Origin of the sequence: Mycoplasmopsis citelli (assembly GCF_900660645.1) — a bacterium.
Classification (GTDB): Bacteria; Bacillota_I; Bacilli_A; order Mycoplasmatales; family Metamycoplasmataceae; genus Mycoplasmopsis; species Mycoplasmopsis citelli.
The window spans coordinates 78,645-91,157 of sequence record NZ_LR215036.1; the positions used below are offsets into that span (position 1 = coordinate 78,645).

Genomic DNA, 12,513 nt, shown 5'->3' on the forward strand with positions numbered 1-12,513 from the left:
TATCATTTTAAGGTGTTTTTTGTTCCTTTTTAGCCACTGTATTTTTACTAAAAATGGTAAAATATAAGTTATGCTTAAAGACAAGATGCAAGATTTGGTAAACCACCTAAAAACCACCGGTTTTGTATATCAAGGAAGTGAGATTTACGGAGGTTTAGCAAATACCTGAGATTATGGACCAATTGGATCTTTACTTAAGGATAATTTAGCAAAACTTTGAAAGCAAGAATTTATTTTCAAAGAGCCAAATAACTTTTTAATTGATAGTAAGATTTTAATGAATCCTCAAGTATGAGTTACATCTGGACATGTTTCAAATTTTAGTGACCCATTAATTGAAAATAAACAAAACGGAAAACGTTACCGTGCTGATAAGTTAATTAGCGAAATTAATCCTAATTTAGTTCCTGAAAAAATGACTTTTGAGCAAATGGAACAATTTTTGCAAGAAAATTTGCCCACATATGAAGGATCTTTAGCGACTTGATCAGAAATTCGTCAGTTTAACTTAATGTTTGAAACTTCTCAAGGTGTTATTGCGAATTCCAAAGCAAAAGTATATCTACGCCCAGAAACAGCTCAAGGAATTTTTGTGAATTTTAAAAATGTTCAACGAAGCATGCGAGCAAAGCTTCCCTTTGGAATTGGACAAGTTGGGAAAAGCTTTCGTAATGAAGTAACTCCAGGAAATTTTATTTTTCGTACTCGCGAATTTGAGCAAATGGAGCTAGAATTTTTTACTCATCCTGAACAAGCAACTCAGTGATTTAATTATTATGTTCAAAAAGCTTATGATTTTGTGAAATTATTAGGAATTAAGGAAACTTCGGTTCGAATTCGCCCACATGAAAGCGAAGAATTGGCTCATTATTCAAGTGCTACTAGTGATATTGAGTTTAATTTTCCTTTTGGTTGAGGTGAATTGCTCGGGGTTGCAAATAGAGGTGATTTTGATTTAAAATCGCATATGCAAGCTAGTGGAGAATCGCTTGAATATTTAGATCCACAAAGCAATTTAAAAATTATTCCTTATGTAATTGAACCTTCAATTGGACTTGATCGTTTAATGCTTGCAGTTTTAAGTGATGCTTATGAAGTTGAACAACTTGAAAATGATTCTCGAGTTGTTTTAAAATTAAATAAGCAAATTGCACCCTATCAAGTTGCAGTTTTACCTTTGGTTAAAAAACTTGATCAAGAAGCAAAAAATATTTATCAACAATTAATTAGCTGAGGTATTTCAACAACTTATGATGAAAGTGGTTCAATTGGAAAAAGATACCGTCGACAAGATGCTATTGGAACATATTGATGCTTAACTGTTGATTATGAGACTTTAAATGATCAAATGATCACTCTTAGAAACCGTGATACAATGGAGCAAATTAGAGTTTTAATTACTCAATTAAAAGATTATTTATAAACAAACGGAGGTCTAATAATGAAAAACATTTCAAGTGATACTATCGATTTAATTATTAGATCTTCAAATATTGTTAATGTTATTTCCCAATTTATTCCCTTAACTAAAAAAGGAAATAACTACGTTGGAGTTTGTCCTTTTCATGCTGATACTTCTCCAAGTTTAACTGTTTCAGAGAGTAAAAATATTTATAAGTGCTTTTCTTGTGGACACTCAGGAAATGTAATTCATTTTGTTAAAGAGTTTAAAAAAATTCCATATATGCAAGCACTAGAATTTCTTGCTCATGAAGCTAATTTACCGATTAACTTTGAGCAGTTTAAAAAAGTTGAGCAAGTATCCAGAGATCCACAAAAACAAAAAATTTATGATCTTCTTGATATTGCCAATTCCTTTTTTAAGCTCAATGTTACAAATGAATTAGCCCAAAAATTTTTAGATTTACGTAAAATTAATCATTCTGAGATTATCCAAAAATTTGATTTAGGTTTTGCTCCGCTCACAAATTACGCAGAGATTTTAAAAACTAATAATTTATATTCGGATTTAGATTTAAATAAAGTAGGATTAATTAATGATGATTTAAATTTAATTTTTAAAAATCGAGTCACTTTTGGAATTAAAAATCAATATGGAGAAATTGTTGGCTTTAGTGGTCGATCATTAAATAATGATAAAAATTATGCTAAGTATTTAAATTCTCCTGAATCACAACTTTTTAAAAAGTCTCAAATTCTTTATAATTTTCACAATGCTAAAGAAACTGCTTTAGAAAAAAGACAAGTCATTATTGTTGAAGGATTTATGGATGTTATTGCATTAGATCAAGCTGGTGCTCATAATACAATTGCTTTAATGGGAACTGCTTTAACCAAAGATCATTTACGTTTATTAAAAGATTTAAAAATTATTTTGTTTTTAGATAATGATAATGCTGGACAAAGTGCAACATATAAATCACTTTTAAAACTAATTGAAAATCGCTTTGATGTTGAAGTAGTAATAAATGATTTTAACAAAGATCCTGATGAAATTTTCCATGCTCACGGAAAAGAAGTTTTATTAGATATCCTTGAAAATTCAAGAAAAAAAGGGGAACATATCGTTTATGAAAACCTTAAAAAACAATACCGTATTAGCGAAATTAGTTTTGATGTAAATTCAGTAAATTTTGACTTATTTAAACAAAATTTAACAACACTATTTGCCCGTTCATCAGCAAACACTCAAAAAATTATTCAAGAACGTTTTAAAAAAGAATTTAATATCCAAATTCCTTTATATAATAATGATTCATTTATCCAAAATACAAATATTCAAGATCATGTTAATATTAAAGAACCTAAAAAAAATTCTTTTTCCCTTGAAAAATCAATAATATATGGAAATGTTAAAATGGAAGTATTGCTTGCATGTTTAGTTAATTATCACTTGCGTGATTTAATTAATCATGATGTGAATTTATATAATCAAAGACAAATTAATAAAGTTTTAAATAAGTTTTCAATTTTTGCTAATTTTATGTATTTTCAAAATGATAATGAACCAAATTTAGAACAAACTTTTAAAGAAATTTTAGCTTTGAATTTAAATTATCAACTAAATGATGTTTCAAATCAAGAAGATATTAAAGAGCAGTTTATAAATAAAATAAAAGAGCAAATTGTCTTTTTTTATCGAAATTTAAATCCTGAAGAAGTTACTAAAGAGATAAAAGAATATTTAAATACCCATCAAGAATCAATTAATTCAATTTCCCCTGAAACATTTTCGCATAATTTTTATGTAAAAATGTTAACTAAAAAATTAGAACTAAAGCTTTCTAAAGAGTTAACTAACTTAGTCAAAAGAAATAGTAATAACGGAAACGTACCTGCTTTTATTTTAGATTTTCTAACTAAAATAAAAGCGTCCCAAAAATAATCTGGAGTATTATGGAAAAATTTAAAACAGTATTAAAAGCATTAGATAATGAACTTAAAAACAAAAAAAAGAAAAACTTCACTCAAGAAGAAGTTTTTGATTTTTTGCTTAAAAAGAATATTTTCATTGATGAAGATAGCTCAGATGAACTATTTGATTTATTAAGAGAGAAGAAATACATTAAAGATCAAGTAGATTTTGGAGATGAAGATTTTGCCTCTTTAAATGATATTAAAGCAGAAATTAAAAGCGATAAAACCCCTAAAAAACAAACAAAAAAGTCAACTAAGAAAAAAACAAAATCAAAAAAATCAGATTTACCATTTGAAGGAATTGATGATTTAGATGACAAAATTGATTTTGATAGTGACATTCTTGATGATGATGAAGATTTTGATGGAATTTTAGATGATGAAGAGTTTTTAGATTTAGAAAATTTAGATGATGATTTTGGTTCTTCTGATGACATTCTTGATGATGAAGAAGATGATGATGAACTTGAAAACGAAGATCTTGACAATGATTATGATGCTGATAATATTGATGATGAAGAAATTGATTTAAGTAGCTTAAGTTTAAGTGATTTTGATGCTGAAATTGATTTTAATGAAGATGATTTATCCAAAAAACGCAAATCACTTCATAATAAATTAACAGAAACTAATGATATTGTCAAATGATACATGCGTTGAATTGGAAAATATGGAGAACTTTTAACTCCTGAAGAAGAAAAACGCTTAGCTAATTTAATTGAAAAAGGCGGATTTAGAGGAAAAAAAGCACGTGATAAACTTATTCAAAGCAACTTGCGTTTAGTTATTAATAATGCTAAAAAGTACAAAAATCGTGGCCTTTCGTTTATTGATTTAATTTCTGAAGGAAATGCAGGAATTTTAAAAGCAGTTCAAAAATATAACGTTCATAAAGGATTTAAGTTTTCTACATACGCAACTTGATGAATTCGTCAAGCAATTACTCGAGCTGTAGCTGATCAGGCCCGTACCATCAGAATTCCAGTACACATGGTCGAAACTATTAACAAAATCTCTAAAATTGAACGTGAATTACAACAAGAATTAGGGACTGAACCTAGTGATGAACAAATTGCACAAAAATTTGGTCAAGGATATACTCCAGATAAAGTTCGTTATATTCGTAAAATTAATATTGATCCAATTTCACTTGATAAACAAGTAGGAAAAGAAAATGATTCAAGTTTTAGCGACTTTGTTAAAGATGAAAATGTTGTTAATCCAATTGATTATGTAGCTCAAGAAGAGCTTGCTGAAGTGTTGCAACAAATTATTGACGAAACTTTAGAATTTGACGAAAAAGAACTCATTTGTAAACGCTATGGAGTTGGAAAAACACCAAGTGGGAAAAGCTATCGAATTCATTCTTTAGAAGAATTAGCTAGAGAACGCAATGGAGTTTCAAAAGAAAGAATTCGTCAAATTGAAAATAAAATCTTACGAAAAATTAAATCAAACTCAAAACACGGGAAAAATCTTAAAGATTTCCTCAAAAACTAGAAAAATGAAAATTAAAGATTTTATTAACTATTTAAACTCAAAGTATCCTAATTCAAATAAAGAGGAATGAGATCCAAGCGGTTTTTCGGTTAAATTTAATCAAGCAACTAAATTAAAGGGAGTGATTTTAGCTTTAGATTTAACAAATAAAGTTTTACAAAAAGCAATTGAAACTAGTAGCAATTTAATTATTACTCACCATCCATTTTTATTTGAAAAAACTAAAGAACTTGAAGCAATTAAGGCTCCTTATAAAATCTCAATACTTAAGCAACTCAAAAAACACAAAATTTTTGTTTACTCAATACATACTAATTATGATTGTGATTTATATGGAACTTCTTATCAAATTCTCAGATATTTAGGGTTAGAAAATTACTTTGAATATGGCTCACAAACTTATAGTGCTAGTGCTAGTGTTAAAATTTCTTTTCAAGAGCTAGTTAATCAAATTACCACAAAATTGAAACTAAGTCATTTTCGAACAAATTTTGACAAAGAAAGTTTTCACAAACCCTTGAGTAGAGTTGCTTTTTTAAGTGGAAGTGGTTATATTGGAACAATTAATGAACTGCATTTTAAAGGGTATGATTTAATTATTAGCAGTGATTTTAAATGAAGCGATTGAATTAATTTTAAGGAAATTAATGCAAAAGTTCTTGAAATTCCACATCTAGATGAACAAGTTTTTGCTTGACATTTAAAGGAAATACTTAGCAAGGAATTTCCTCGCCTTCAAGTTGCTTTTGTTGAATTAAAAACCCCTTTTTATAATCTTAAATAACAATTTTTCCAATTGTTATTTTTTATTTTGGTAAAAAACTTGAAAAATTTAATTTTTTGTTTATAATACGCCTTTATAGTTTTTTTCTTCTGCTATAATTTAAATATATTTTAAATATTTATACCCAAAAATAAAAAAAGAAAGGTTCTATGAGCAGAAGATTTTACAATAAAAAAAGATATTTACATAAAGTTCATGCTTGATGAAGAGCTGCTAATTACTTAAGCTTAGGTCAAATGTACTTAAAAAATAATCCCCTTCTCATTGACGAATTAAAAGCTGAAGATCTTAAGTTATACCCAATTGGACACTGAGGAACAATTCCAGGACAAAACTTAATTTATGCACATTTAAATCGTTTAATTAATAAATATGATTTAGAGATGTTTTACATTGAAGGTCCAGGACATGGTGGACAGGTGATGATTTCAAATTCATATTTGGATGGTTCATACACAGAATTATTTCCTGAAATTACCAAAGATTTAAAAGGAATGCAAAAATTATTTAAACACTTTAGCTTTCCAGGTGGAACTGCTTCACATGCAGCACCTGAAACTCCAGGTTCAATTCATGAAGGTGGAGAATTAGGATATTCAATTAGCCATGCTGTTGGAGCTATTTTAGATAATCCAAATATTATTGCTGCAACTGTTATAGGAGATGGAGAAGCTGAAACTGGTCCACTTATGGCTGGATGATATGCTTCAAGTTTCATTAATCCAGTTAATGATGGAGCTGTGTTGCCAATTTTGCACCTTAATGGAGCAAAAATTTCAAATCCAACTATTTTAGCTCGCAAAAGTAACAAAGAAATTGCTCAACTTCTTGCTGGTTTTGGTTGAGAAGCAATTTTTGTTGAAGGTAATGTCGGAGATGAAGAAAAAATCCATTCATTAATGGCTTCAAAATTTGATAAAGCCATTGAAAAAATCTTAAAAATCCAAAATAAAGCTCGCAGAGGAAGTGCTGAAAGTGCAACTCGTCCACTTTGACCTGCTTTAGTAGTTCGCACTCCAAAAGGATGAACCGCACCAAATAAAATTAATGATTTAACTATTGAAGGAAGTTTTAGAGCTCATCAAGTTCCTTTGGCTGTTAGTGCTGAAGAACCAAAATATTTACCTATGTTAAAAGAGTGATTGCTCTCATATAAGCCACATGAATTATTTAATGGTGATGGTTCTTTTAAAGCTGAATTTGCCGAAATTGCCCCTCAAGGAAACAAGAGAATGGCAATGCACCCAATTGCTAATGGTGGAGTTGATCCACAACCTTTAAAATTACCAGATTGAAGTAAATTTGCTCTTAATTTCAAACCTGGAGAAATTAAAGCTCAAGATATGGTTACTGCAAGTGCTTATTTAGCTGAAGTTATTAGACAAAACCCACAAAATTTCAGGGTTTTTGGACCAGATGAAACTAAATCAAATCGTTTATATGATGTTTTAAAAGTAACTAATCGCCAATGAATGGAACAAATTGATCCTGAGCTTGATGAATCGCTTTCTCCTGCTGGAAGAATTCTTGATTCACAACTTTCAGAACATCAAGCTGAAGGAATGCTTGAAGGGTATGTTCTAACTGGGAGACATGGATTTTTTGCAAGTTATGAATCATTTTTAAGAGTTGTTGATTCAATGCTTACCCAACACATGAAATGAGTGGCAAAAACTAAAAAAGTTAGCTGAAGAAAGGATTATCCTTCATTAAACGTAATTGCTACTTCAACAGCATTTCAGCAAGATCATAACGGATACACTCACCAAGATCCTGGTATTTTAGGTCACTTAGCTGATAAAAAACCTGAATTAATTAGAGAGTATCTTCCGGCTGATTCTAACTCACTTTTAGGAGTGCTTGAACACTCGTTTAAACAAAGGGATGTAATTAATTTAATTGTTGCATCAAAACAACCAAGAGAGCAGTGATATTCAATTTCTGAAGTTGAACAAATGCTTAAAAATGGATATAAAGTTATTGATTGAGCTTCCACAACTAAAAGAAACGAAGAACCCGACTTAGTGTTTGCAGCTTCAGGAACAGAACCAAATTTAGAAGCTCTTGCTGCTATTTCATATTTACACGAATCATTTCCTCAATTAAAAATTCGCTTTGTGTATGTACTTGATTTATTAAAATTAAGACATCCAAGTGTTGATCCACGAGGTCTTTCGGATTCAGAATTTGATTCAGTCTTTACTAAGGACAAACCAGTTGTTTTTGCTTTCCATGGCTTTGAAGGATTACTTAGAGATATTTTCTTTTTAAGAAAAAATCGAAACTTACATCCACACGGGTATAGAGAAAATGGAGATATTACCACTTCATTTGATATTCGTTTAATGTCTGAAATGGATCGCTTCCACATGGCTATTACTGGTGCTAAGGCAGCTTTAAAATCTCAAGCAGTAAATTTTGTTAGCCGTATGAAAACCAGAATTAACGCACACAAAAGATTTATCGCTGAACATGGAATTGATATGCCAGAAGTAAGAAATTGAAAATGAGAGGGACTTAATAAAAAATAATACTTTTAGTAAGGTTTATTAAACTATAAGCATTTTTTGCTCAAGTTAAAAACCTTACTTTTTGTATATATTATTTGGGTGATAAATATGGTCAAAAGTAAAAAACGGCACACTTCCAAAGAAGCAGAATTTATTTCTAATTTACTTTATTTAAAAAACTCTACCGATGATATAAATAGTTATATTGCTGATGAAATTTTAACTAGACACAAGCAAGGAATTTTAATTCCACAAGCTTATAAATTTTGCACTGAAATTGGAGTATCTCCAAGTTCATTCACTTTCTTTGCCAAAAAAATTAGGTTAAATAATGTTAGAGAAATCTTATATATTCACAATTTTTTAATTGAAAATGATCAAGAAAAAACTAAAAAAACTAAAGTTACAGCAGCTCAAGAAGTAGCTAAATTTATTGATCAATGCAATAAAATTTTATTCATTGGAATTTCAGGTTCAACTTGAATGAATATGGACTTTTCAATTCAACTGCTCAGAATGAATAAATTTGCCATTCATCTTCCAGGAAAATATGAACAAATTGGATTAAGTAAAATTTTAACACCTGATGATCTTTTAATTGTTAATTCTGTTTCATTAAAACACAAATGAATGCTAGATATTATGGAAAATACTAGAGCTAAAATTGTCTTAATTAGTACTTGAATTCCTGAACATTTAAAAGAAAAAATTAATGTCTTTTATAAAATTAATGTTAAAGAACGTCAAGATGGACTCAGAGTTTTTACTAGTGAAGCCCGTGAAAAAAGCCTGCAATTTTACAATTATGTTTTAAAAGAGCTTCGAAACAACCCAGTTAATCTTGAATTTTTAACCAAAAGTTCATATCGTGGATAATGCTTTTATCCACAAAAAACAGAATAAAAAATGATAAGATATGATATGAAACAATAAAATTGGACAATAAAATCCAAAATTAAGGGGTTCATATCAGGTTGAGTGAATGTCGAAAGTTCAACTTCAGTAAATTTAAATGACGAATTATTAGAATATAAAGTCCCTGAAAATGGTGAATATAGAATTATTGTTAAAAAATATAAATCAGCTTTATTTAATAATTCAGTTCCAGATATAGGAGCATTTACATATGTCGTTAACAATTAAATTATTTAGAAATATTTTGTTTGGTTCTTGTGTATCTTTACTACCAATAATAACTTCATCTTGTTCAACACTAGAATTATTAAATAAAAAAAATTATTTAGAAACCGTAGAATATAAAGTGCCTTATTTTGCAAATTTAATTAGACTCAAACAACAAGAACAAGGAATAAAAGTTAATAATAGTATTTTATTTGATCAATTTAGTATTATTGAAGATGAAGATAAAAAAAATAAATATTTTTCTGACTTTTTAGAAGATTCTCAAGTGACAATAACTTCGGTAAAAGATTTTTCTCATTATATTACTAATAAAATTAACTCATTATATAAAGAACTAGAAATTCCTAAAACTCTTTCAGACGAAGAAATTCAAAGAATCTTTGAAAATGATTTTTTGAATGGTCAAAATCTTAATGAGGTCCTAGCAAAAAATAACATTTGAATTTCACAATCAATTTTTTACCATTCATCTGTTTTTGTTGATTATATTCTAAAAGAAGAAGATAAAGATTATATAAATGTTAAAATAATAAGACCAAATGAAATTGACCAAGATTATTTAAGTATTCTGCCAACAAGTCTTTTACCTGCAAGAAAGGTTTTTAATATTCTTGTATTCCCTAAGGAAAAAATGCTAAATTTTAAAAAAACAACTAAGGATGAAAATATTAAATTATTAAGCGAATTATACAACCACTATAATTATAAAGAAAAAGACTTTTTTAATTGATATTATCCAAGAAAATGAATTTTGGATTGGATTGATAATATACAAAGAAAACAAGGAATTTTTAATACAAAAAATTTAATTTTAAAAAATAAAGCCGGTGCTTATATAAGTAAAGAACCTTTAAATTTGGACTCAGATTCTGGAATTAAAGTTATCAAAAACTTTAAAGATTTTATTACATATATTATGTCTCCCTTTCAAACAAATGATTCAGAAAAAGATAGTGCTTTAAGTTATATAAAAGTTGTTAATGATTTTGAAAAAAATTATTTAAATGGTAAAAACTTATCAGAATTACTAGAAGAAAATAATCTTGTAGTGCAACGAACAATCCAAAAAGAAAATACGTCATTTAATAAACAATATAGATTTGTTAAATTACCAAATTCTAGTTCATCAAAAATCAATTTAGCTATTATTAATGATAACGAACTGAATTTTAGTTCTAATTTTCTAGACAATGAATGAGAAGATCCTTTCATTGAAAAACCAAGAATTTTATATCAAGGTCTTTTGGTTCCGAAGAACTCTAAGGTTGAAATTAAAGGTCAATTAAATTTTAAAGAAGCTAATGACTTTTTGATACATAACAAATCATTATATAAAGATAAGGAAGTTACTGAATAACAGAAAAAACAATTTTAAAGTAATTATCAAAAGAAATTTATAATTTCATTTTTTGAAACTTAATTTTTTAGATTTTAAGTCAAAAATTTCAATATATTTAGTTATACTAAAATTAGTTAAACAAAACAAAGAGACAATTTAATTGTTCTTTTTAATTTTTGCAGTTTTAACTCGGTATTTTTGTTAATATATAATGAACATAGAGGCAGATATGGATATCTTCGTATTACTTTAGAGTCCAAAAATAGTGGATATTTGGTAAATTATAAAAAAGTAAAATGGCTCATGAATTTACTAAATTTAATTGGTGGAAATTGTAAGCGTAAAAAATATAAATCATACAAATGATATGAACCCCAAAAGTTGGACATTAAAATCCAAAATTAAGGGGTTCATATCATTTTTAAATATCTATTTGTCTTTGATCAAGAGTTTGCTTAATGACTTTTGGATCAGTCTCGTTTTGAAGCAATCTAATTAATTCATTATCTAAAGATCATAAACTAATATTTTGTAGTACATCAATTTGATAGTCGCGTTCTTGCCTTGAGGTTCCTAAAATTAATAATAATTTTACATCTTGTTTATCTTCAGCGTGCCAATCAACCCCTTCTTTAATTCGAGCAATTGAAATAAAAGGTTTAACAACTGTTGAAGAAACTCCGTGCGGAAGTGCAATTCCTCCATTTAAAGCAGTAGGCATTGAATTTTCGCGGTATAAAAGTGCTTCATAAAATTTTTGAGCATCTAAAACAAATCCATTTTTTTCAAGTAATTGCGAAACTTTTAAAAGCGATTCATCATGATCTTTAGCAACAATATCAAGAAAAATACTTTTTTCTGAAATAAGATTTTTGATTTGAAATTCCATTGTTAATTCTCCTCTGGGCTTGGCATCGATGTTAAACAAATAGCGTCAGGACCTGTGTGAATTGCAATAGCAGCTGGAGTTATTTCTTTATTGAAAATAGGCAATTTTTCAGTTGCTTTTGCAAGTTTTTGATTAATTGATTGATCAATTCCTCAAATAATTTGAAATGAAGGATTTTTGAGATTTTTAGCTTCTTCAGTGACTTTTTCAACTAATTTATCTAAAGCTCCTTTTTGAGTACGCTTTAGTGTCGCGAGTGAAACAGTTCCGTCAAGATCGTATTTTAAAAGCGGAAACATTTTTATAGTGTTTAGTAATATTTTTTTAAATCCTTTTAGTCGTCCGCCTTTAATTAAGTGATCCAAATTAGCTGGTAAAATGTATGTAGAACATTGCGAAATAAATTTTTCGAGCTTATTTTTAACCTCTGAAATATTTTGAGTTTTTTGATAAACTTTTTGAGCAATTTTAATTAATAATCTAATTTGTGAACCAACTAAGTTATTTTTAATAACATGAATATTTTTATATTCTTGAGCTAATGTGTTGATATATTTAGGGGTTGAAGATAAATGCTCACTAACACCAATGAAAATACTATCATCATAATTTTGAGAACAATAACTAACTGTTTCTTGAATTAAAGCTAAATTTGGTAATGAAGTTTTACAAGATTTTGAGCTTGCAATTTGCTCAAGCAAATTAACATTATTTATAGTGTTTTCCTTTACTAATTCACCGTTAATTTCAACTTGTAAGGGTAATAAATGATATTCTAATTCTTTTGCTTGCTCTTCGGTTAAACATGCAAAAGAATCAATAATAATCCCTAATTTTTTCATAGGATTATTATACTTTAAAAGCTCCGAACAACAATTATAAAAAAGCTAATTTTTGTGGAAAAAAGCTTAAAAAATTTTATTTTCAAAAAAATGTCAATAAATATTATTTTATGTTTGTAAGGAGAATT

General features: G+C 28.1%; 11 protein-coding genes. 9 read left to right on the forward strand and 2 right to left on the reverse strand.

Features of this window, described 5'->3' with window-relative positions; genetic code table 4:
* The first annotated feature begins 85 nt into the window (after nt 1-85).
* The 9 genes from EXC58_RS00305 (at nt 86) to EXC58_RS04845 (ending at nt 11,059) form a co-directional block, all read left to right on the forward strand.
* Nucleotides 86-1,423, forward strand: a complete 1,338-nt coding sequence (locus EXC58_RS00305) for a glycine--tRNA ligase (protein ID WP_129725928.1) — start codon at nt 86-88, stop codon at nt 1,421-1,423.
* Nucleotides 1,424-1,441: 18 nt separating this feature from the next.
* Nucleotides 1,442-3,346 (forward strand): DNA primase, encoded by a 1,905-nt coding sequence (gene dnaG, locus EXC58_RS00310; RefSeq protein WP_129725077.1) that lies wholly within the window; start codon nt 1,442-1,444, stop codon nt 3,344-3,346.
* A gap of 11 nt (nt 3,347-3,357) precedes the next feature.
* A complete protein-coding gene (locus EXC58_RS00315; protein WP_129725078.1) occupies nt 3,358-4,878 on the forward strand; it encodes an RNA polymerase sigma factor in 1,521 nt (506 codons plus the stop codon).
* A gap of 4 nt (nt 4,879-4,882) precedes the next feature.
* Nucleotides 4,883-5,662: a Nif3-like dinuclear metal center hexameric protein gene (locus EXC58_RS00320; RefSeq protein WP_129725079.1), complete on the forward strand. Its 780-nt coding sequence runs from the start codon at nt 4,883-4,885 to the stop codon at nt 5,660-5,662.
* Between the two features lie 149 nt (nt 5,663-5,811).
* Entirely contained in the window at nt 5,812-8,193 is a 2,382-nt protein-coding gene (locus EXC58_RS00325) for a phosphoketolase family protein (protein WP_129725080.1), read from the forward strand.
* An 87-nt stretch (nt 8,194-8,280) separates the two neighbouring features.
* The gene (locus EXC58_RS00330; protein WP_129725081.1) at nt 8,281-9,048 is read left to right on the forward strand and encodes a phosphoheptose isomerase family protein; all 768 of its coding nucleotides are present in this window, start codon (nt 8,281-8,283) and stop codon (nt 9,046-9,048) included.
* A 102-nt stretch (nt 9,049-9,150) separates the two neighbouring features.
* The gene (locus EXC58_RS04655) at nt 9,151-9,315 is read left to right on the forward strand and encodes a hypothetical protein (protein WP_165177495.1); all 165 of its coding nucleotides are present in this window, start codon (nt 9,151-9,153) and stop codon (nt 9,313-9,315) included.
* On the forward strand, nt 9,299-10,672 hold the full coding sequence (locus EXC58_RS00335) for a hypothetical protein (RefSeq protein ID WP_129725082.1): 1,374 nt from the start codon (nt 9,299-9,301) through the stop codon (nt 10,670-10,672). Before EXC58_RS04655 ends, EXC58_RS00335 begins: the two co-directional genes overlap by 17 nt.
* Before the next feature lie 180 nt (nt 10,673-10,852).
* Nucleotides 10,853-11,059: an IS3 family transposase gene (locus EXC58_RS04845; RefSeq protein WP_165177498.1), complete on the forward strand. Its 207-nt coding sequence runs from the start codon at nt 10,853-10,855 to the stop codon at nt 11,057-11,059.
* Nucleotides 11,060-11,075: 16 nt separating this feature from the next.
* On the opposite strand, the gene EXC58_RS00345 is transcribed toward EXC58_RS04845, so the two are convergent.
* Together EXC58_RS00345 and EXC58_RS00350 are read right to left on the reverse strand one after the other, a co-directional pair.
* Nucleotides 11,076-11,543 carry a PTS sugar transporter subunit IIA gene (locus EXC58_RS00345; RefSeq protein WP_129725083.1) on the reverse strand — a complete coding sequence of 156 codons (468 nt, stop codon included), beginning with the start codon at nt 11,541-11,543 and terminating at the stop codon, nt 11,076-11,078.
* A gap of 2 nt (nt 11,544-11,545) precedes the next feature.
* Nucleotides 11,546-12,385: a DegV family protein gene (locus EXC58_RS00350; protein WP_129725084.1), complete on the reverse strand. Its 840-nt coding sequence runs from the start codon at nt 12,383-12,385 to the stop codon at nt 11,546-11,548.
* Between the last annotated feature and the right edge of the window lie 128 nt (nt 12,386-12,513).